The sequence below is a fragment of the Candidatus Merdisoma sp. JLR.KK011 genome, assembly GCF_036941125.1.
Classification (GTDB): Bacteria; Bacillota; Clostridia; order Lachnospirales; family Lachnospiraceae; genus Laedolimicola.
The window spans coordinates 445,447-467,359 of the sequence record NZ_JAYWSZ010000003.1; the positions used below are offsets into that span (position 1 = coordinate 445,447).

Genomic DNA, 21,913 nt, shown 5'->3' on the forward strand with positions numbered 1-21,913 from the left:
AGCAGGAGCGCCCTGAAAAAGGCGTGCTCAGAAATTCCAAAGGAGGATAAGCGTTATGAAAAAGAAGTTATTAAGCATGCTTCTTGCCGTAAGCCTGGTGAGCACCATGCTCATGGCCGGATGCGGAAACAAGGCGGCAGACGAGCCTCAGACCATTGATGATATTGAGGCAGCCCCACAAGCGCCGGAGGCAGAAGCTCCGGAAGATGCAGCAGGAGCGCAGGAGGGAGCGCTTGCAGATGCCCAGGAGATGGTATTCGTGCTCAACAATGAGCCTGACGGCATCGACCCCAACGTAACCAACAATTCATTTGCAACACCTTTCTTAAGCAACTGCTTTGAGGGTCTTGTAACCTACGACGAGAATGGCGAGGTGGTTCCCGGAAATGCAGAGTCCTGGGAGAGCAACGATGACTTGACCGTATTCACCTTCCATCTGAGAGAGGGACTGAAGTGGAGCGACGGAACGGATCTGACGGCAAATGACTATGTGTATTCCGCACTCCGCGTTCTGACTCCGGAGACAACCTCTCAGTATGTAAACATGATCTCCGATTATGTGGTAAACGGACAGGAATTCTATGACGGAACTGCTTCCGCAGAGGATGTAGGAATCAAGGCTTTAGACGACAACACCCTGGAGTTCACTCTGAAGGCTCCCTGCCCCTACTTTATCGACCTGGTAAGCATGTGGGTATATTTCCCGGTTCAGCAGGCAACCATCGAGGCAAACGGCGACAAGTGGACGACAACTGCAGAAGCTTACGTAAGCAACGGACCCTTCAAGATTACTGAGATGAATATGGGCGAGAGCATGATTCTGGAGAAAAACGAGAACTACTGGAATGCAGAAAACGTAACCCTTCAGAAGCTGACCTTCCGCTACGTTCTGGATACCTCCACGGCGCTGACGGCTTATGAGAGCGGCGAGGTGGACGGCGTGAGAACCGTTCCTTCCAGCGACCTGGCTCGTCTGAAGGCGGAGAACGCAGGCCTTGTGTCTACGCCGAACTACGGAACCGTATACTATGATATCAACTGCTCCAAGGCGCCTTATGACAATCCCCTGGTGAGAAAGGCTCTCAACCTGGCTATCGACCGTGAAGCTCTTATCAACAACGTGGCCCAGGTAGACGGACAGCCGGCATACAGCTTTATGGCTCCCGGCTATGTGGTAGACGGAAAAGACGTGACAGAGGGACGTTCTGACTTCGGACTGTCCTCCACAGCTGATGTAGAGGGCGCAAAGGCGGCTCTGGCAGAGGCAGGCTATCCGGAGGGAGAAGGCTTCCCGACTCTGCAGCTTTCCTTCTACTCTGACGATAATGTAAAGAAGATTGCAGAAGCCATTGCAGAGATGTGGGAGCAGAATCTTGGAATTACCGTAGAGGTTAGCTCCGCAGACTGGGCAGTATTTTATGATGCAGTACAGTCCGGCAACTATGAAGTAGCGGCCATGGGCTGGAGTGCGGATTATGTAAATCCGATGAGCTTCCTGCCGCTTCTCTATACCAACGATGTAACCAACAATTCCTTCTACAGCAATCCGGACTATGACGCCATTGTAGATCAGATCAAGGTGGAGAAGGATCCGGCGAAGTTCGCAGAGCTGGTGCTGAAGGCAGACGAGCTTGTATCCGCTGATTATCCGGTTCTTGGACTGTACTACAAGTCCAACACGTATCTGATTAAGGATTACATTGAGGGCGTTTACATGGTTTCCTCTTCCAACATTTACTTCCAGAATGCAAAAGTTCTGGCACATTAAGCTATGAGATGTATTATTTCTACGGAGGGCTTCGGGGATATGGTCTTTGACCTGTTCCCGGAGCTTGCTCCGATTACGGTAAAGAATTTTGTGGATACGGTCCGGAGCGGGTTTTATAACGGCCTGGCCTGGTGCCGCATTGTGAAGGATTATGTGATCCAGTCCGGTTCCCCGGATAATGACATTATGACGGACAGTGAATGGCACATCAAAGGGGAGTTTGAGGAAAATGGCGTTCCCAATCCGCTAGAGCACAAACGGGGCGCTCTGTCCATGGCCAGGGATGACGGCTATGACACGGCCGGAACCCAGTTTTTTGTGGTGCATCAGGACGCCCATAAGCTGGACGGACGGTATGCAGCTTTTGGGGAGATGGTTTCCGGCTTTGAGGTGCTGGACGCTATTGCAGAGCTTCCCACCTATGGGCCCGAGACCTGGAACAAGCCGGTAGATATGCCGGTGATTAGCAGGATTCGGATTGAAGAGTAATTTACAGAATTTTAATTATGATAGTCAAAATAGGCAGACAAAAATAGCAGATTTCATTTGCTCTTGGGTGTGTGATAAAGTATAATAGACACATAGAAAAGAATAGAGCAGATAGAAGGAAGGTGTTTATATGATTGCTCTACAGGCTTATTATGATGGAAGTGTAATACAGCCATTAGAAAAGATTCAGGCACAAAAGAACCAGAAGCTAATCATTACTATATTGGATGAGTTTATCGAGGAAACACCTGCAGAAGAAGCGGAAAAAACGGCAAGAGGGATATTGGGAAAGTATGCCAGACCGGAATTACAAAAGATGGAAAAAACTGCATGGGAAAAGGCGGTGGTAACAAGATATGGTAATGCTTGATACCAATATGATCCTTCGTTATCTGTTAAATGATAATGAAGATATGGCTCTTGAAGCAGAAGACATCATAAAAAAGGGACAGGTATATGTGACAATTGAGATTATCGCCAAGGTAGTATATGTTCTCAAAGGCGTATACTCTGTTGAAAGGGAAAAGATAAAAGAGTGTCTGCTTATTTTTCTAAAAGAGGTTACGGCAGTAGAGGAAGAAGTATTAAAGCTTGGTATAGAGACTTATGCCAGACATAATTTAGACTTTCCGGATTGCATTTTGTATGCTTATAACAAAATAAAAGGGTATGAAATAAAGACCTTTGATAAAAAATTATTAAAATTTCTGAATCAGACAAGTTGATCTGGCTGCTAAACCGTCAGGCTTTTCCATTTCCAAACAATAAGGAAAAGTCTGGCGGTTTATTTTGTAACAGCTTTTTGTGCCCTGGTAGTCCGTATCGGCAATTTCAGCGCACAGTCTGCCCGGCAGACAGATACTTGACTAGGAGGAAGATTCCGGCGTTTTTCCCGGCGTCAGCGGAAGCTCAGGAAGCGCTTCCCCGGCCAGCTCGCTTAAGGGATGAAAGCTGTACCCCAGCTCCTCCCACTTTGTCAGCAGCTCATCCAGAATTTCCCCGTTTGTCTGAGACGTATTATGTAACAGCACCACCGCTCCGGGGTGGATCCGGGGAATCAGTTTGGCAAAGGCTTCCTCATGGGAGGGCTGCTGATCCTGGTACCAGTCTACATAAGCCAGGCTCCAGAAAAATGTCTGATACCCCAGCTCCTGGGCCATTTTTAGATTGCTTTCACTGTAGACGCCCTGGGGAGGCCGGTAATACTTTGTCATGGGCTGGCCGATGGCTTCCTCATAGAGCGTTTCCAGATCAGCCAGTTCTTTTCGAAATGCTTCCATTTCTCCAATCTTGGACATGTCCGGATGATGATAGGTATGGTTTCCGACGGTGTGGCCTTCCGAAACCATGCGTTTTACCAGATCCGGGCTGGTCTCCATATAATTACCTACTATGAAAAATGTGGCCGGGGCATTGTGTTTTTTTAAGGCATCTAAAATGGCTGGTGTATTGCCGTTTTCAAAGCCGCAGTCGAAGGTGAGATAGATCTTTTTTTCTTCTGTTTCTTCTACAAAGTAAGCGTCAAAGTCCTTTAGGTAGGAGGCGGAGGCATTGCCTAAGGGAGCCTTTCCTTCCTCCTGGAAGCTTAAGCCCCAGTTGGCGGAGGCGCTGCTGCCTGCAGGGAGGATAGCGCCGAAAGCATAAACGTTCTGAATGTGGGCGATGCCCTGGCCGGCAAAGTAGGAGAAGGTAAGGAGCAGAGCCGTAACAATGATATTTTTGAGATTCTTATTTTGTTTCATGTTTCAAAACATCCGTTTTTTTCAAATATATGAGACTGCCGGAAAAATCAGACGTATCTTGGCGGTTTTGTTTGGAGGGGGACGTAAGAGCTCAGACGGCCGTCTGAGCTCTTACTGGGAGGTGGATGGTTTGGTGGATGGTTTTTGGTGGATGGTTTTGAGTTGTTTTTGTTTGCATAAGGGGATGGAGATGGTATAATTCTTAAGGAAAGTATCAGATTCAGAGCAGAAAAAGAGAACAGCTTTATACAAAAGATAAAACTGCTCGGAATGTGATTCTTTCCAATTGTACCAATTCGCGGACGTGCAGCCGGTATGTATATGGGGATAGTATCTTTTCCAGCTCCCTTAAACAGGAGAATCCTATGAAAAAAGCTGTGAAGACAGGTCTTTGTTATGCGGTATTCGTATTTAAGGGCATGCTTCACAGACCTTCCGCCGGGAGGTCTTGAAAAACAGTATGAAAAAACGCTGTTTTATCCGGAAGGCGCATGCATTCTTCCAAGCTGCTTCATGGATGCACAGCCGCACTCCGGGCAGATGCGGATATCAAAATTCCAGACCGCTTTGAGCAGTTCCGTCATGGTCATACCGGCATAACGCTGCCGGAAACGCTGTCCGCCCTGAAGTTTAAAAATAACCGTCAGGTTGTGTGTCTTCATGCGGTTGTTCAGGAAACCATAGTACCGGATTTTCTGAAAACCGGAAGGCAGGACGTGCATCAGATAGCGGCGGATGAATTCAATGTTGTCCAGTGTAATGGTGCGTTTTGGGCCGCCGGGTTTTAAACCTCTGGCAGAAAAAGAGACCGAATCCCGTGAAACGGAAAGGAGCCTGCTGTTTGAAACAGCAATTCTGTGGGTGTAACGCCCAAGATATTCAATTGCATTGCCGAATCCGTTGAATGTTTCTTTTATGTAAGGGCACCAGTCCTTTGCATAAAGGGAATCCTTCCACTCCCTGAAAGAGCAGGGATTTTTAAGAGCGGAGCAGGAGGAAGGAAAAACAAGGGAGCCGTCTTTGTAAAGCAGGCTGAGGCAGGCCATAAACTTTCCCTTGAATTTATCCCTCAGAACCCTGACCGGAATAAAAAAGTTATTGGAAGAGAGGCGTATCTTATGGTCCTTTGTAAGACCGCCTCCGGAAACAATACAGTGCATATGGACATGGTAGGAAAGCTCCTGGTTCCAGGTATGGAGGACCTGTATGATGCCGGGCACAGCCCCGAGATATTTCCTGCTTGAAGCTAATTCGAGAAGGGTCTGGGCGCAGCATCTGTGGAAGAGTCCGTAAAGAAGCTTTTGGTTGTGGTAAAAGAGCGGCCCCAGTTCATGTGGAAGAGTAAATACCACATGGAAATAGGGGGAATCGATAACCTCGGCCCTGCGCTTGTCCACCCAGATTTCTTTTAAGACAGCCTGACAGTCAGGGCAGCTGCGGTTACGGCAGGAATTATTGTGGAATACCATATGTCCGCAGCAGTCACAGCGGCTTACGTTACACCCGAGGGAAGGGGATTTACATTTCAGGATGGAATGTGCCGCTTTACGCTGTACATCCGACAGATAAGGCGCTTTTGCGGAATAAGCCTGATAAGAAGCTTCAAATACCTGCCGGATCTTAAATTCACCCATGAGAAACACCTGCCATGCGGTCAAAAGGGCTGACGGCGGAGCCGGTGCCATTGGAGGCCAGATGGACATAAATGGCGGTGGAGCTTAAAGATTTATGTCCCAGCAGAGCTTTAATGGTAAGCAGGTCAACGCCATCCTCATACAGATGGGTGCCGAAGGCATGCCGGAAAGAATGACAGGTGAGTCTGCGTTCCCATCCGAGGCGGTCCTCATGGGCATGGATATGTCTGGAAAGGAAAAAGGTGTCAATGGGCCTGTCCTGTCCGTTCTGCTTGGGGAAAAGATATCCCCGGGGTTTTCCGTATTGAAACCAGTACTGGGTAAGCAGGTCAAGAGCGGCTGTTGAAAGGATGGCATAGCGGTCATGCCGGTTCTTGCCATGAGTGATATGTAGCCTGAGATTCTTTCTGTCAACATCTTCATAACGCAGGGAGCATACCTCGCCGATGCGGAGGCCGGAGGAATACATCAAAGCGGTCATGGTCTTCTGCTTCAAATCAGGCATAGTGGAAATGAAAGTCCAGGTATCCTGTCTGGAGGGGACATAGGGAAGATATTCATCGAACCTGCGGAAGGGTAGCTGGGTATCGTCCCATGTTTTGTGGAGGACATAGATGGTAAAAAAGCGGAGCTGTGAGATGGCACAGTTGATAGTCCTGTCAGAAAGGTTTCTGGATTTCTGGATCCAGCGGATATAATCACGCAATTCATTCCAGGAAACATCTTCGGGAGCTTTAAGGAGAAAGCGGGAAAGGTAATCCAGATAGGCACGGATATAGGTGCAGTAATTTTTGAGTGTATGGTCCGTAAGGCCACGCAGGGAGATCATCTCCCGGAAAGTGTTTAAATAATTGTCCATAATAAAATCTCCTTTGATGAAATGTAAGAAAACAACGGGTTACATTTCAGAAAAGGCGGCGGACGAGGAAAATAAGATATACAGTTGTTGAAATGAGAAATCCATGATAAAATAAGCATAGCAGTTTTGGTTGTTATGTGATTGTGGATTAGGGGTAATTCAACAATACAACATAAAAACAAAAACTGCTACTTTTTTCTATAATGTAGCGAGAATAATTATAACTGGAGCTAGCCGTCGCGCTAGCGACTTGGTACAATGGAAAACATAGGAAAAAGAAAAGGGGGTATATTTGGTATGGAAAAGTATTGTTTTGGCGTTGATGTGGGAGGGACGACTATTAAGCTGGGGCTCTTTACTGTGGAGGGGGAGCTTTTGGAAAAGTGGGAGATTCCTACACGGACGGAGAATCAATCGGAGGCTGTTCTGCCGGATGTGGCTGGGGCTGTGCTGGGAAAGATGAAAGAAAAGGGGATTGAGAAGGAGCAGGTTACGGGGGTGGGCTTCGGGGTTCCGGGGCCGGTGACGGCGGAAGGTATCATTGTGATGAATGCTAACCTGGGCTGGAGAGATAAGCATGTGGCAAAGGAGCTTGAGGAGCTTACGGGGCTTCCCTGCAAGGGCGGCAATGATGTAAAGACGGCTGGACTGGGAGAGCTTTGGAAGGGCGGCGCAGGGAGCTACAAGGATGCTGTTTTCATTACGCTGGGAACGGGAGTGGCGGCTGCGATTATCGTGGATGGTAAGGTGATTCTGGGCTCTAAGGGAGCGGCCGGGGAAGTTGGGCATATCAAGGTGGATGGAGAGATAGAGGAGGCCTGCGGCTGCGGCGGCGCAGGCTGTGCGGAGCAGTTTGCGTCGGCTGCCGGAATCGTAAGGATGGCAAAGGAGCTCCTTGCCCGGAGTGACAGGCCTTCGCTTCTCCGGGAGGGAGAGGTTACGGCAAAGTCTGTATTTGACGCTGTAAAGGCAGGGGATGAGATTGCAAAGGAAGTGGCGGAGAAATTCGGTCATTATCTGGGATATTCTCTGGCGGCCACGGCGGCTGTTGTGGATCCGGAGGCATTTATCATCGGCGGAGGCGTGTCGAAGGCTGGGGAGATTCTCATTGAGTATGTGCAGAAATATTATAAGAAATATGTATGGCCGGGATGCAGGGATAAAAAGTTTGTCCTTGCGAAGCTTGGCAATGATGCCGGGATTTATGGGGCAGCAAGTTATGTGAAAATGTAGGTAAGACGTATAAAAATATGCGGAAACAAATGAGCCGGGATTGGACAAGCGTGTCTGATCCCGGCTTTGGTTTATTTAAAGTTTCACAAATTAATTCTTATTGTTGACATGTATATACAGGCGTGCTATAATACGAATAACTTGTATATACAGGTAAAGAAAAGGAGGGATTACATGAGCAAATTGACGGAGGATGTATTTGAAACCGGCCTTAAGGTGGTGGATGCCATACGCAGGACTCAGTCGGAGGCGCTTACGGAAGCTGGAAAGCTGATTGCCCGGGCCCATATGAACGGACACCGCTTTTTCGTCAGCGGCAGCGGACACTCCCACACGGTGGCGGAGGAATTTTACGGAAGAGCGGGAGGGCTTGCCTTCACCGTGCCGATTATGACCTGCGAGCTGACCCTGGAGGAGCATCCCACAAAAAGCTCCTATATGGAGCGCCTGCCGGGCTATGCGGAGATTCTGGCAAAGCTATACCGAATCCAAGAGGAGGATGTGGTACTGATTGCCTCCAATTCCGGCAGGAATGCTTACCCGGTGGAACTGGCTCTGTGCGCCAGGGAGAGAGGGGCAAAGGTGATTGCCATTACCAGCGTGGATCACTCTTCCAAAACGGAATCACGCCATGCCAGTGGGAAAAAGCTGATGGATCTTGCGGATCTGGTGATTGACAACTGCGGAGCGGCAGGGGACAGCGCATTGAAGCCGGAAGGAATGAAGGCGGCTATCTGTCCGACTTCTTCCATAGCCAATGCGTTTATCGTCCAGGCGGTGACGGCGGCCTGTGTGGAGGAGATGCTGGCCTGCAAAGAGGAACCGCCGGTATTCATCAGCCTCAACATAGACGGCAATGAGGATGTAAACGAAGCATATTTTGAGAAATACACGCGATTATATTAATAGAACGAAAAAGCAGGAATAAAAAGTATGAAGACAGAGATTCTTGAAAAAATTAAGGGACAATTGATTATATCCTGCCAGGCTTTTGAGGATAATCCCTTGTATGGAGCCGATCACATGCTGACCATAGCTGAATGTGCCCGGGCCGGCGGTGCGAAGGCCCTTCGGATCTGCTGGCCGGATCAGGTGAAAAAGATAAAGGAACACATGGATCTGCCCGTAATCGGCATTTATAAGCAGTTCCGGGAAGGCATGTGCCTTTACGACGACGTATTTATCACGCCTACCTACGAGACGGCAAGGGAAATGATTGAGGCCGGAAGCGATATCGTAGCTCTGGACGGAACCTTAAGAAAGAGGACTGCAAAGGAACTGGAAACTATGATCCGCAGATTAAAGGCAGATTTCCCTCATATTCCTCTTATGGCAGACATCGCTACCATGGAGGAAGGCCTTTTGTGCGAAGCCATAGGCTTTGACATCCTTTCCACCACCTTGTCCGGCTATACAAGAGAGACGATGAGCGACAGTAAGGAGCCGGACTACCGCCTGGCAGGAGAGCTGAAGCAAAAAACCAGGTGCTTTGTGAACGCAGAGGGAAGAATCTGGGAGCAGGCCCAGCTTGAAAGAATGATGGAAGAAAAGCCGGACAGCGTGACCATAGGAACCTCCGTAACCAATCCCATGGCCATTACACGCCGTTTCCTTTCTACCTTTGAAAAATGCCGGGAAGCAGAAAAAAATGAAGCAGAATTTTAATGAGAGAATAGACAGAAGCAATACAGAAGCGGCAAAATGGGAAAGATACGGGAAAGAGGCAGGAAGCCGTCTGATACCCATGTGGCTGGCAGACATGGAGCTGCCCTGCAGCAGCGCCGTCAGGGAAGCTTTAATCCGAAGGGCGGAACATCCCATTTACGGCTACACAGATCGGGACGCTTCCTATTACCGTCTTTTTGCAGAATGGTTTCATGAGCAGCACAATTACCAGGTGACCGAGGAGGATGTGATTTTGTCAACAGGCGTGATGTATTCCGCGGCCTGTGCCATCCGTCTGTTCAGCCGGGAGGGAGACGGGGTTACGGTTCTGTCCCCGGCGTATGCTCCTTTTATACATGCGGTCAGGCACGGCAGGCGCCGGCTGTACCGAAGCGAGCTTCGGGATACGGGAAGCAGGTTTGAGATTGACTTCTGTGATTTGGAGGAAAAATTGAAAAAGGCAAGGCTGTTTCTTCTGTGCAATCCCCACAATCCCACGGGACGGGTTTTCACGGAGGAGGAGCTGGAGAGAATTGCCGGATTGTGCGAGAAATACGGGGTAACGATTATCTCCGATGAAATCCATTGCGATATCACATATCCAGGGGCTCATTTTACGCCCATAATGAATGTAAATCCATGGACAAGAGAGAATACCATCGCCTGCGTGTCGCCCACAAAAACCTTTAACCTGGCAGGCCTTAAGATTTCGGCCGTATTTATAAAAAACAGGAAGATGAACGAGCTCTTCCGAAAGGAAGCGGCGGCTGTGGGCATCAGCAGCATCAACCTTTTTGCTATGTGTGCGGTAAAAGCGGCGTACACCAAGAGCAGCGGCTGGAGGCAGGAGGCAATGGACTATCTGGCCGGAAACCGCCAGGCGGCAGCTGTGTTTTTACGGGAGAGGCTTCCGGAAATTGCATTCTACCAGCCGGAAGGGACTTATTTTTACTGGCTTGACTGCTCCGGCATAAAGGACGCCCCGTCTCTGGGAGAAGGGTTTTTGAAACAGGGGCTGATCCTGTCCCCGGGAGCGGAATTCGCAGAAAGCAGCCAGTCATTCTACCGGATGAATTTTGCCTGCCCAGCAGGCATGCTGGAAGAAGGATTAAACACGATGGAGATGGTTATACGAAACTGGAATAAAAACAGTAATATCCATCACAGTGCACAAATCGATTTACAGACGCAAGTTTTTGCGGCTGGAAATTGATTTCATACCGGTGTACTGGGAGGGATATTACGGAACTGGAATAGTAATATCCATCACAGTGCACAAATCGATTTACAGACGCAAGTTTTTGCGGCTGGAAATTGATTTCATACCGGTGTACTGGGAGGGATATTACGGAACTGGAATAGGAGGATCACGATGACGGGAGGGATTGTAATATCCCATGGGGATTACAGCAGAGGAATGGTGCAGGCTCTGGAGATGATTGCAGGAAAGCAGGAAAAGCTTGCGGCCGTCTCTTTAAGAGAGGGAGAAGGCCTGATGGAGCTGACAGAAAAAATCAGAGAAGCGATAGCACAAATGGGCGGCGGAGACGTGATTCTGTTTACCGACATGTTCGGCGCCACACCCTGTAACGCCGCAAGCCTGTTATGCGCAGAGCTGGGCAGCCCGGTTGCGGCAGGCGTGAACCTTCCAGTGCTTTTAACCTTTGCCCTGAGCAGAGAAGAGCTCGGCACGGAAGCGCTTTTGGAGCAGCTTGCACAGGCTGCAAAGGAAGGATTCCGCATTATAAGAGAGAAGGAATTGATGTAGGAGGTGTAAAAATATGATTGATTTACTGCGCTGTGACGACAGGCTGATTCACGGCCAATGCATTGTACGGGTGATAAATGACGGAAACATCGGGCGGATTATTCTGGTGGACGACTTTACGGCAGGAACGCCGGTGATGGTGAACATCTACAAAATGGCAGTGCCGCCCACGGTAAAGATTGACATTGTATCCACGGCCGACGGGGCCGCGGTGATTGAACAGTATGCGGAACAGAAGGAATCCGTCCTTGTGCTGGTAAAAGATCCCTGCGTTGCCTTAAAGCTTCTTAAGGCAACGGATAAGCTTCCAAGGGAGCTTAATATCGGGCCTATGAGCAACCGGAACAATACAAAGAAAGCGACCTTTTATTCCTACCTGCTGCCGGAAGAGGCGGCGGCCTGCCGTGAGCTGACAGAGATGGGAATCCGCGTATTTTTCCGGCAGGTGCCGGATGAAAAGGAAATTGAATGGACGGAAGTTAAAATGTAAAGGAGAATACTTATGACAATTTTTCAAGCCTTGTTAATTGCACTATTGGGGTACCTGGGATCCATTTACGGAACCTTTCTCTTCGGAACCGTAGGAGGATGGAATATGATTGGCCGGCCCATCGTAGCCGGCGCTGTGATTGGTTTTATCATGGGAGACGTAAGGAACGGTATTATCATCGGGGCCGCCATACAGGCTCTCTATGTGGGACTTGTAACGCCCGGAATGTCCGTGCCGGGGGATGTGAATTTTGCTTCCTACATCGGAATTCCCCTGGCCCTTGCGTCGGGCGCTTCGGCGGAGTATGCAGTTGCAATCTCCGTGCCCTTAAGCCTTCTGGGCGTTGCGGCGATCTACAGTGTTGCAACCTTCAACGCCGTATTTGTCCATCTCCAGGAGCGCTGGATCGCAGAGGGAAAATTGAAGCAGGCGTCCCGGATTCCGATTTATTCCAATATTTCGCAGTTTGTTGTGCGCTTTATCCCGATTTTTGCAGCCTGCTATTTCGGAGCGGAATTTGTGCCGAAGCTGATTGCATTGATTCCGGAATCCCTTGCAGATATTTTCCAGGTCTTAGGCGGCATTCTTCCGGCTGTGGGATTCGGCCTTCTGATCAAGTATACATTAAAATCCAACAGTCAGCTTCTGTATCTTCTCATGGGCTTTCTGATGATTGCAGTACTGCATATGCCTATTGTTGCCGTTACGATTGCTGCCCTGTTTATTGCTTTTATTGACTATCAGATTACATCCGGAAGAAATGCGGATTAAGGAGGGAGTTTGGAATGGCAAAATTAGAGAAAAAAGATATCAGAAAATGTTATGTGAACTGGATGACCTTCGCCCTGGGATGCCAGAACATGGAGCGGATGATGGCTCCTGCCTTTACCCGGATGATGGGGCTGGTGGTGGATAAGCTGTATGATAAAAAAGAGGACAAAATCAAATGTATGCAGAGGCACACCCAGTTTTTTAATACCGAGGAAGCCATGGGAGCAATCATCCCAGGCGTGATCCTGGGCATGGAGGAAAAACGGGCCGAAGGAGAGGATATTCCGGACGAGCTGATTCAGAGTACCAAGACGGCCTTGATGGGGCCCTTTGCCGGAATTGGAGATTCCCTTATCGGAGGAACCCTGCGGCCGATTCTCTGCTCCATTGCCATGGGGCTTGCGGCTGGAGGCAGTCTGGCCGGGCCGGCCTTTTACTGTATCGCATGGCTGGGAATCATCCTTCCGCTGACCTGGATCTTGTTCAGCAGAGGCTACAAGTTCGGCATCAATGCCACAGACATGGTATTTGCCGGGGGAAGGAAGGACGCCATCACCAGGGGAGCCAATCTCATCGGCCTTATGGTAGTGGGAGCCATTTCCGCCCAGTATGTAACGGCAAATACGGGATGGGCCTATGTGTCCGGCGATATGGAGATTACCCTTCAGGGAATCTTAGACAGTATTCTTCCCTGCCTGCTTCCGCTGCTTCTGACCCTTCTGGCCTGGTATCTGCTGGATAAGAAGGGAATGAAAATCGGAAAAGTGTTTGTTGTTTTCATTGTCATTGCAGTGGTGTCCAGTCTGACGGGACTGCTGATTATTTAAAAATCAAAAGCCTTCCGGCGTTTCCGTATCCCTGTACGAAAGCTTTGCGTACAGAGAAGAATCGGAAAGACCGGGAGGCTTTTTTATGCCGCCTGCCTACATTTTGCTTTAGTATTGAGAAAATATATGCTATATTATTACAATAAGTAAAAAACCCAGAGGTTTGATCTGGTAATGGGTGTATCATAAGGAACGGGGTACAAAGGAGGATGTAATGGCACGGCAGACAGACAGGGAGATTCCTATCTATAGGGAGATTGAGAATTATATACTGGATGCAATCCGGGACGGAAAGCTTAGAAAGGGCAGAATCATTCCAAGCGAGGAGGATTTCTGCGTGATGTTCCACACCAGCAGAATGACCGTCCGCAGAGCGATTGACGAGCTGGTTGCCGGTAATATTCTGTATCGCATCAAGGGGAAGGGAACCTTTGTCAGCAATTACAATTTTGAAAAGACCATGAACATATCCACAGGATGGTCCAAAACGATGCAGGCCCAGGGGCACCGAACCAAGACAAAGGTTTTGAATTATACCAGGATGGAAGCCGGCGAGTATGTGGCGAAGAATCTGGAGATCCAGCCGGGAGCTCCCGTGATCCTTTTGGAACGCCTGCGTTACGCCGACGATGAGCCGGTGCTGATTGAAAAGGCCTTTTTGAACGCAGCCCGGGTGGAAGGGATTATGAATTATGAATTCCGGGAAGAATCCCTCTATGACGTATTCCGGGAACGGTTCGATATCAAGCTGAACCATGTGTATCAGAAGCTCTATACAAAAACAGTTACCGGGGAGTACGCCAGAATGCTTTTTCAGGCAAAGAGCGCCACGGCCCTGGTGATGGAGAATACCTCCTTTGATCACCGGGCGGAGCCGGTGGAATTTACCATTTGCTATATCAATGGGAATAAATATACGCTGCGGTATGTTTTGAATAAATAAGGAAGAGGGCGGGTGCAGTGAAGGCCGGTATGAAAAGGGGGAGTCTCTTATGTATACATTAATGAATAAAGACCGCAAGCTCCTTGATTTTAAAATACAGGGAACAGGAAATATGGAGTACTGTGATCCCGTAAAGCAATACGAAGCATTTCCCTTCTGGATAAATGATATCAATCAGTGGCTGACAAACCGGGGAGCGGCAAAGCATCGGCAGCACATCAACGATATTCTGGAAAAATGCGGCGGAAAAACGCCCTCTGGTTTTATCCGTCTTACACACTGCCTGTCCCTGAATGATACCTTATGGGTAAAGAATGACAGGGAGCATTTGAAATGGGCCGATGTATCACTGTATACCCGTCCGTTTAACGAGATCATCTCAAAATTATCCTTTGACGGAAACGGCTTGTATGGGGAGCAGATGTCCACTACATCGCCGGAGCTTACGACGGAAGGCTCCTTTGATAAATGCTGGGTGAGAGAAGGAGAGACGGTTATATTAATGAAAGCTGGTTCTGCCGGTGCGGACAATGCGGGAATGGAGCCCTATAGCGAAGTACTGGCATCCGCTGTCTATGAAAGTCTCTGTAATGGTGTGAAATATACCCTTGGACGGTACAGGGGGAAAACCGTGTCCCGCTGTGAACTCTTTACGGATGAGGCCTGGGGGTTTAAACCGGCATCCGTCTGCGGCATGTCTGGAACACCGCTGCCTTTACTGTTAAAAGAATATGCGAAATACGGGGATGAGGATTTGTTTCGCAGGATGATTGCTGCAGATGCCGTAACCGTCAATCCGGATCGCCACTATGGAAACTTTGGATTTCTTATCTGTAATGATACCTTTGAAAAGATAAAAATGGCGCCGGTGTTTGACTACAACCTTGCTATGGCCCCTTATGCAGACTGGCGGGAAGGATTTTTGGACATGGACGGCTGGATAAGGAAAAGAGGGCCTGTGTTTGGCGGAAGCTACTATGAGGCGGCAAAAAGCATGATGACGCCGGGGATACGAAGCGAGCTGGTACATTTAAAGGATTTGGAGCTTGAAATCCCCACAGACCAAAAGTTTACAAAGGAGCGTCTGGAAATCATGAACCGGTTTAAAAATATCCAGATTGACAGGCTGCTGGGAGGACGCAGGCAGTTTGGTTTTGGGGACATCCGGCAGAAATATGAGATGAGCGGGAATGAACTTTTCCACTGCAAAGAAATAAAGAAATAAAATTTCCAGTTGAAAAAAACAGATTTTTGTTCTATATTATTAGCAATAGGCATTTTTAGAAGGGATGATGAAGAATGAAATTAGATATTGCAGTAATTCCCGGCGACGGAATCGGGCCGGAGATTGTGAGGGAGGCCAGGAAGGTTCTGGATACCGTGGCGGAGCGTTTCGGCCATGAGCTGGCGTACACAGAGCTTTTGATGGGCGGAGCCTCCATTGATGTCCACGGAGTGCCCCTGACAGATGAAACCATCGAGACGGCAAAATCAAAGGCCGCAGTCCTTATGGGCTCCATCGGCGGCGATGCGGCGACCTCACCCTGGTATCAGCTTCCGCCCGAAAAGAGACCGGAGGCAGGACTTTTGAAGCTGCGCAAGTCCCTGGGGCTTTTTGCCAACTTAAGGCCGGCCGTACTCTATAAGGAGCTTAGGAAGGCCTGTCCTTTGCGGGATGAGATTATCGGGGACGGCTTCGATATGATGATAATGCGCGAGCTGACCGGCGGCCTTTATTTTGGAGAACGCAGAACCGAGGAAATCGACGGGGTTCTCACCGCAGTAGACACCCTTACATATAATGTGGAAGAAATCCGCCGCATAGCCAGGAGAGCTTTCGACATAGCGGGAAAGAGAAGAAAGAGGGTCTGCAGCGTAGATAAGGCGAATGTTCTGGATTCCTCCAGGCTTTGGAGAAAGGTTGTGGAGGAGGTCGCAAAGGACTATCCCGAAATCCGGCTTTCCCACATGCTGGTAGACAACTGCGCCATGCAGCTTGTGAAGGATCCGGGGCAGTTTGACGTGATTCTCACCGAGAATATGTTCGGTGATATCCTTTCCGACGAGGCAAGCATGGTGACGGGCTCCATCGGAATGCTGGCAAGCGCAAGCTTAAACGATACAAAGTTCGGCCTTTATGAGCCCAGCCACGGTTCTGCGCCGGACATAGCAGGACAGGATCTGGCCAATCCCATTGCAACCATTCTTTCGGCGGCCATGATGCTTCGTTTTACCTTTGATCTGGACAAGGAAGCAGATGCCGTAGAAGCAGCCGTCCAGCAGGTGCTGACCGAAGGCTTCCGAACAGGCGACATTATGTCCGAGGGCTGTACCCGGGCAGGCACGGCAGAAATGGGAGATTTGATTGCACAGCATATATAAATAACGGTAAAGTCGCAAAGGCGCACGAGAGGAACTTTTATGAGGGCCCTTTCGAATAAAAGTTTCTCTCAATACTGGTGTGTCGAAGCGACTTTACCCTTTAGTGCTGTCGCGCAGCGACTACAAATAGGAGGAATAGAGGTATGAAAAGTGATGCGGTAACAAAGGGAATGCAGCAGGCGCCCCACAGAAGTTTATTCAATGCCCTGGGACTGACCCAGGAGGAGCTCGACAAGCCGCTGGTAGGAATTGTCAGTTCCTATAATGAGATTGTACCGGGCCATATGAATCTGGACAAGATTGTAGAGGCCGTAAAATTAGGCGTAGCTATGGGCGGAGGAACCCCGATTGTGTTCCCGGCCATCGCAGTCTGCGACGGAATCGCCATGGGCCATGTAGGAATGAAATATTCCCTGGTAACCCGTGATCTGATTGCCGATTCCACCGAGTGTATGGCTCTGGCCCATCAGTTTGACGCCTTGGTGATGGTTCCAAACTGTGACAAAAACGTGCCGGGACTTCTGATGGCGGCGGCCAGAATCAACGTGCCCACCGTCTTTGTCAGCGGAGGCCCCATGCTGGCCGGCCATGTGAAGGGCCAGAAGCGCAGCCTCTCCAGCATGTTTGAGGCCGTAGGCGCCCATGCAGCTGGAACTATGACCGAGGAAGACGTAAGGGAATTTGAGGAAAAGACCTGTCCGACCTGCGGCTCCTGCTCCGGTATGTACACGGCCAACAGCATGAACTGCCTGACCGAGGCTCTGGGTATGGGACTTGGAGGAAACGGAACCATTCCGGCCGTATATTCCGAGCGCATCAAGCTGGCAAAGCACGCCGGTATGCAGGTCATGGAGATGTTCCGCCGGAATATCCGTCCCCGGGACATTATGACAGAGAAAGCATTCTTAAATGCCCTGACCGTTGATATGGCTCTTGGCTGTTCCACCAACAGCATGCTCCACCTCCCGGCCATTGCCCACGAGGCAGGCGTAGATCTGAACATGGAATCGGCCAATGAGATGAGCGCAAAGACGCCGAACCTCTGCCATCTGGCCCCGGCAGGCCCCACCTATATGGAGGATCTGAACGAGGCGGGCGGCGTCTACGCCGTTATGAACGAATTGAATAAAAAGCAGCTTCTTTATACAGATCTGATCACCGTCACAGGAAAAACCGTAGGCGAAAATATAGCAGGCTGCGTAAACCGCAATCCCGAGGTGATACGTCCCATTGACAACCCCTACAGTGCGATTGGCGGAATTGCCGTTCTTAAGGGCAACCTGGCTCCCGACACGGCAGTGGTAAAGCGTTCCGCCGTTGTGCCGGAGATGATGACCCACGAGGGACCGGCCCGTGTATTTGACTGCGAGGAAGATGCCATCAACGCCATTAAAGGCGGTAAAATTGTGGCAGGCGACGTGGTTGTTATCCGCTATGAGGGGCCAAAGGGAGGCCCCGGCATGCGTGAGATGCTGAACCCGACCTCCGCCATCGCAGGCATGGGACTTGGCGCGTCCGTAGCCCTTATCACAGACGGACGCTTCAGCGGAGCTTCCAGAGGCGCTTCCATCGGACATGTATCTCCGGAGGCAGCCGTAGGCGGCCCCATTGCACTGGTGGAAGAGGGCGACACAATCCGCATCGATATTCCCAATAACCGTCTGGAGGTTCTCGTATCCGACGAGGAGCTTTCTGCAAGAAAGGCAAAATGGCAGCCCAGGGAGCCGAGAGTCACCACAGGCTATCTGGCCCGTTACGCAAAGATGGTAACCTCCGGAAACCGCGGCGCAGTCCTGGAAATCAAATAAACAAGGATATTACGGAACTTAAACAGTAATATTACACCTAGTGCACAAATCGATTTACAGGCACATGGTTTTGTGACTGTAAATTGATTTATAGAGGTGTACTAGGTGTAATATTACGGAACTTATAATAGAACGGAGAAAATATATGCAGTTGACAGGATCAGAGATCATCATTGAATGCCTCAAGGAACAGGGCGTAGATACCGTATTCGGCTATCCGGGAGGCGCAATCTTAAACGTCTATGATGAATTATATAAGCACAGCGGCGAAATCCGGCATATTCTGACCTCCCACGAACAGGGAGCTTCCCATGCGGCGGACGGCTATGCCCGGGCAACGGGAAAGGTAGGCGTGTGCATGGCAACCTCCGGGCCGGGAGCAACCAACCTGGTTACGGGAATTGCCACGGCTTATATGGATTCCATTCCCCTGGTAGCCATCACAGCCAACGTAGGAAAGCCCCTCCTTGGCCGGGATTCCTTCCAGGAGGTAGATATTGCCGGTATTACTATGCCGGTGACAAAGCATAATTATATTATCAAGGATGTGGAAAACCTGGCTCCGGCCATCCGAAGAGCCTTCCACATTGCAAGAAGCGGCCGTCCCGGCCCGGTGTTGATAGATGTAACCAAGGACGTGACGGCAAATAAGACAGAGTACGAGTATCAGAAGCCATTGGAAGCGGAGCGGAAGGCAGACACCATTTTAGAGGAAGATTTGGAGCGGGCCGCAGCCATGATAGCCAAGGCAAAGAGACCCTTCATTTTCGTGGGAGGCGGAGCAGTGCTCTCCGGAGCTGCGAAGGAAGTGGCCCAGCTTGCAAAAAAACTGGAGGCTCCCGTCTGTGATTCTCTGATGGGAAAGGGTGCATTTCCCGGAGAGGATCCGCTGTATACGGGAATGCTTGGCATGCATGGAACAAAGGCTTCCAATTTCGGCGTGACCCAGTGCGATCTGTTGATTACCGTGGGAGCCCGGTTCAGCGATCGGGTAACGGGAGACGCCACCCGGTTTGCAAGGAAGGCAAGAATCCTCCAGATTGACATTGATCCGGCGGAAATCAATAAAAACGTTATGGTGGACGCAAGCATCATCGGAGATGTGAAGGAGGTTCTCACACGCCTGCTCTCCAGGATTGAGAAAAAGAAGCATCCGGAGTGGCTGGGACAGATAGAGGAGCTCAAGGGAAAACACCCTCTGAAATACGAGGAAAGCCGCCTTACCGGCCCTTACGTGGTGGAGGAGCTCTATCGCGTCACCAAGGGCGACGCCATTATCACCACTGAGGTAGGACAGAATCAGATGTGGGCGGCGCAGTTCTACAAGTACAAAGAGCCCAGAACCTTTCTGACCTCCGGAGGACTTGGAACCATGGGCTATGGCCTCGGCGCATCCATCGGCGCAAAGCTGGGGCGTCCTGACAAAACCGTGGTCAATGTGGCCGGAGACGGCTGCTTCCGCATGAACATGAACGAGATTGCCACAGCAGCCCGTTACAATGTACCGATCATTCAGCTTGTATTAAATAACCACGTTCTGGGCATGGTACATCAGTGGCAGACCTTATTCTACAATAGGCATTACTCTGCAACCATCCTGGACGACCAGGTGGATTTTGTAAAGCTTGCGGAGGCCTTGGGAGCCGTAGGAATGCGCGTGACAAAACGGGAAGAGGCCGGCCCGGCAATTGAAAAAGCCATGTCCCTTGGACGGCCTGTAGTCATTGACTGCATCATTGACTGCGAGGATAAGGTATTTCCTATGGTGGCGGCAGGCGCGCCTATCGAGGAAGCCTTTGACGCAGAGGATTTGAAAAAAACGGATTCATAACATTTGAGAAACTGTGCGGTGATTGTGTGTGCTGGTTTCCTGGCAGTCAGCCAGTGTATTCTTTCCAATCACCGGACAGTTTCCATGCTATTTTTACCTTGTACCCTTCGGGCGCCCTTCTATGCATATCCCTTCGGGATGGGCGGATTCTCCCCGGCAAGGTACAATTGGAAACAGGGAGCTTGCAGGATGCAAAAGCGGATAAGGTGGTTTGTGTGGAGCCTGTTTGCGGTTCTGGCGATATATACGGGAATTTCCGTGTATTTTATGGAACATTTTTTTCCCGGAACCTCCATTAATAACACAAATGCGGAATATTTAACGGTGAAGCAGGTAAATGCTCTGCTGATGAGCCAGGCCCAGGCCTATAAGCTTACGCTTCTGGGCAGGGAAGGAGAGACGGAGGAGCTTGCCCCGGCGGATCTGGGCGTAACCTATTACGAGACGGATGCCGCCGGACAGCTTAAGCGGCTTCAGAACGGCTTTCTCTGGCCGCGGATGTTCTGGCAGAGAGATTCTTACCAGCTTGCGCCGGGCATTTCCATTGACGAGGAACAGCTTCGGGGGACAGTCCGGGAACTGAAACTGGTAAAAAATGGGAAACATCCGCAGAATGCCTGGGTTGAGCTTACGGGGGACGGTTACGAGCTTCACCAGGAGCAGCAGGGCAGCCGCTTAAGTATCCGCAGCCTTGAGGAGCAGATGAAGGAGGCCGCAGCCAATCAGCTGCCAAAGCTTGACCTGCAGGAGGCCGGCTGTTATCTGGCTCCCGGAATTACGGCAGAATCGGAAAAGGTAACTGCCCTTACAAAAAAGCTGGATCACTGGCTTGGGTCAGAGATTACTTACGAGTTCGGCCCGGAAAACCAGGTGGTAGACAACAAGGTCATCAGCGGATTTATCAGCCTGGAGGGCTATGAGGCATCGATTGACAAAGAGGCGGTGACAGCGTGGGTGCATGAGCTGGCGGAAAGCCGGGACACCTACAAAAAGCCCCGGAAGTTCAAAAGCACCCTCCGGGGCGTGATTACAGTGAAAGGCGGCAATTACGGCTGGCAGATTGACCGGGAAACGGAAAGCCAGGCGCTGCTTGATCACATTGAGCAGGGAGATATTCTCACAAAGGAGCCGGCCTACACCCAGAGGGGCAATGTGTGGAGCAATAATTACGACATCGGCGACACCTATATTGAAGTGGATATGGGGGCTCAGCATATGTGGTTCTATAAAAACGGGCAGCTCATTGTGGATACAGACGTAGTAACGGGAAATATGAGCCGCGGCTACGGAACACCGGCCATCGTGGCTGCTGTCAAATACAAGGCCCGCAACGCCGTGCTCCGAGGCGCAGACTATGAAACACCAGTGAAGTACTGGATGCCCTTTTATGGAAATTACGGCATTCACGACGCAGGGTGGAGGGGAAAGTTCGGCGGAGCCATCTACAAAACCAACGGCTCCCACGGCTGCGTCAACACGCCCCCGGCCAACATGAAGATATTATTCGAACAGGCAGAGAAGGGAACGCCGGTTGTGTTGTATTATTAGAATCAGATGGGAATAGTCCAGCTAAGAAATGTCAAGTGTTTTTGAAAAATAAATTCTGCTGGACGGTAAAGCTGCAAAGGCGCACGAGAGGAACTTTTATGAGTGTCCTTTCGAATAAAAGTTTCTCTCATTACCGGTGTGTCGAAGCAGCTTTA

Annotated in this window: 21 protein-coding genes; 18 read left to right on the plus strand and 3 right to left on the minus strand. The window is 50.1% G+C overall.

The annotated features are described in order from the left end of the window. Window positions 1–55 precede the first annotated feature (55 nt). The 4 genes from VV089_RS03095 to VV089_RS03110 all read left to right on the plus strand — a co-directional run bounded on the left by VV089_RS03095 (window position 56) and on the right by VV089_RS03110 (window position 2,982). Window positions 56–1,768, plus strand: coding sequence for a peptide ABC transporter substrate-binding protein (locus VV089_RS03095; RefSeq protein WP_334334904.1), 1,713 nt, complete (start codon window positions 56–58; stop codon window positions 1,766–1,768). Between the two features lie 3 nt (window positions 1,769–1,771). Continuing rightward, window positions 1,772–2,257, plus strand: a complete 486-nt coding sequence (locus VV089_RS03100) for a peptidylprolyl isomerase (protein WP_172541548.1) — start codon at window positions 1,772–1,774, stop codon at window positions 2,255–2,257. A gap of 130 nt (window positions 2,258–2,387) precedes the next feature. Continuing rightward, on the plus strand, window positions 2,388–2,627 hold the full coding sequence (locus VV089_RS03105; RefSeq protein ID WP_172541549.1) for a hypothetical protein: 240 nt from the start codon (window positions 2,388–2,390) through the stop codon (window positions 2,625–2,627). Further along, on the plus strand, window positions 2,614–2,982 hold the full coding sequence (locus tag VV089_RS03110; protein ID WP_334334905.1) for a PIN domain-containing protein: 369 nt from the start codon (window positions 2,614–2,616) through the stop codon (window positions 2,980–2,982). The genes VV089_RS03105 and VV089_RS03110 overlap by 14 nt, the downstream gene beginning before the upstream one ends. Window positions 2,983–3,123: 141 nt before the next feature. Here VV089_RS03110 and VV089_RS03115 read toward each other — a convergent pair whose 3' ends face one another. From VV089_RS03115 to VV089_RS03125, 3 genes are all read right to left on the minus strand, one after another. Beyond that, window positions 3,124–3,999, minus strand: coding sequence for a delta-lactam-biosynthetic de-N-acetylase (locus tag VV089_RS03115; RefSeq protein ID WP_334334906.1), 876 nt, complete (start codon window positions 3,997–3,999; stop codon window positions 3,124–3,126). 476 nt (window positions 4,000–4,475) lie between these two features. Continuing rightward, on the minus strand, window positions 4,476–5,633 hold the full coding sequence (locus VV089_RS03120; protein ID WP_334334503.1) for an IS91 family transposase: 1,158 nt from the start codon (window positions 5,631–5,633) through the stop codon (window positions 4,476–4,478). Next, entirely contained in the window at window positions 5,626–6,492 is an 867-nt protein-coding gene (locus VV089_RS03125; RefSeq protein WP_334334502.1) for a tyrosine-type recombinase/integrase, read from the minus strand. Before VV089_RS03125 ends, VV089_RS03120 begins: the two co-directional genes overlap by 8 nt. A gap of 297 nt (window positions 6,493–6,789) precedes the next feature. Here VV089_RS03125 and VV089_RS03130 point away from each other — a divergent pair, with 297 nt between their 5' ends. The 14 genes from VV089_RS03130 to VV089_RS03195 all read left to right on the plus strand — a co-directional run bounded on the left by VV089_RS03130 (window position 6,790) and on the right by VV089_RS03195 (window position 21,758). After that, window positions 6,790–7,725, plus strand: coding sequence for an ROK family glucokinase (locus VV089_RS03130; RefSeq protein ID WP_334334907.1), 936 nt, complete (start codon window positions 6,790–6,792; stop codon window positions 7,723–7,725). Window positions 7,726–7,899: 174 nt separating this feature from the next. Beyond that, on the plus strand, window positions 7,900–8,631 hold the full coding sequence (locus VV089_RS03135) for an SIS domain-containing protein (RefSeq protein ID WP_334334908.1): 732 nt from the start codon (window positions 7,900–7,902) through the stop codon (window positions 8,629–8,631). A 27-nt stretch (window positions 8,632–8,658) separates the two neighbouring features. Further along, the gene (locus VV089_RS03140; protein WP_334334909.1) at window positions 8,659–9,390 is read left to right on the plus strand and encodes an N-acetylmannosamine-6-phosphate 2-epimerase; all 732 of its coding nucleotides are present in this window, start codon (window positions 8,659–8,661) and stop codon (window positions 9,388–9,390) included. After that, window positions 9,374–10,603: a MalY/PatB family protein gene (locus tag VV089_RS03145; protein WP_334334910.1), complete on the plus strand. Its 1,230-nt coding sequence runs from the start codon at window positions 9,374–9,376 to the stop codon at window positions 10,601–10,603. Before VV089_RS03140 ends, VV089_RS03145 begins: the two co-directional genes overlap by 17 nt. 159 nt (window positions 10,604–10,762) lie before the next feature. Then, on the plus strand, window positions 10,763–11,158 hold the full coding sequence (locus VV089_RS03150; protein ID WP_172541555.1) for a PTS sugar transporter subunit IIA: 396 nt from the start codon (window positions 10,763–10,765) through the stop codon (window positions 11,156–11,158). Window positions 11,159–11,171: 13 nt separating this feature from the next. Then, the gene (locus VV089_RS03155) at window positions 11,172–11,648 is read left to right on the plus strand and encodes a PTS system mannose/fructose/N-acetylgalactosamine-transporter subunit IIB (RefSeq protein WP_172541556.1); all 477 of its coding nucleotides are present in this window, start codon (window positions 11,172–11,174) and stop codon (window positions 11,646–11,648) included. A 12-nt stretch (window positions 11,649–11,660) separates the two neighbouring features. Continuing rightward, window positions 11,661–12,419 (plus strand): PTS mannose/fructose/sorbose/N-acetylgalactosamine transporter subunit IIC, encoded by a 759-nt coding sequence (locus VV089_RS03160; RefSeq protein WP_172541557.1) that lies wholly within the window; start codon window positions 11,661–11,663, stop codon window positions 12,417–12,419. 14 nt (window positions 12,420–12,433) lie between these two features. Next, complete coding sequence (locus VV089_RS03165; RefSeq protein ID WP_334334911.1) at window positions 12,434–13,246, plus strand: PTS system mannose/fructose/sorbose family transporter subunit IID; 813 nt, start codon at window positions 12,434–12,436, stop codon at window positions 13,244–13,246. A 214-nt stretch (window positions 13,247–13,460) separates the two neighbouring features. Further along, window positions 13,461–14,189, plus strand: coding sequence for a GntR family transcriptional regulator (locus tag VV089_RS03170; RefSeq protein ID WP_172543981.1), 729 nt, complete (start codon window positions 13,461–13,463; stop codon window positions 14,187–14,189). A gap of 49 nt (window positions 14,190–14,238) precedes the next feature. Next, window positions 14,239–15,414, plus strand: a complete 1,176-nt coding sequence (locus VV089_RS03175; protein WP_334334912.1) for a hypothetical protein — start codon at window positions 14,239–14,241, stop codon at window positions 15,412–15,414. Between the two features lie 74 nt (window positions 15,415–15,488). Beyond that, window positions 15,489–16,571 (plus strand): 3-isopropylmalate dehydrogenase, encoded by a 1,083-nt coding sequence (gene leuB / locus VV089_RS03180; protein WP_172543436.1) that lies wholly within the window; start codon window positions 15,489–15,491, stop codon window positions 16,569–16,571. A gap of 143 nt (window positions 16,572–16,714) precedes the next feature. Continuing rightward, window positions 16,715–18,379, plus strand: a complete 1,665-nt coding sequence (gene ilvD / locus VV089_RS03185; RefSeq protein WP_172540467.1) for a dihydroxy-acid dehydratase — start codon at window positions 16,715–16,717, stop codon at window positions 18,377–18,379. 145 nt (window positions 18,380–18,524) lie between these two features. Beyond that, complete coding sequence (gene ilvB, locus VV089_RS03190) at window positions 18,525–20,210, plus strand: biosynthetic-type acetolactate synthase large subunit (RefSeq protein WP_334334913.1); 1,686 nt, start codon at window positions 18,525–18,527, stop codon at window positions 20,208–20,210. A gap of 189 nt (window positions 20,211–20,399) precedes the next feature. Continuing rightward, window positions 20,400–21,758 carry a L,D-transpeptidase family protein gene (locus tag VV089_RS03195; RefSeq protein ID WP_334334914.1) on the plus strand — a complete coding sequence of 453 codons (1,359 nt, stop codon included), beginning with the start codon at window positions 20,400–20,402 and terminating at the stop codon, window positions 21,756–21,758. Window positions 21,759–21,913 lie beyond the last annotated feature (155 nt).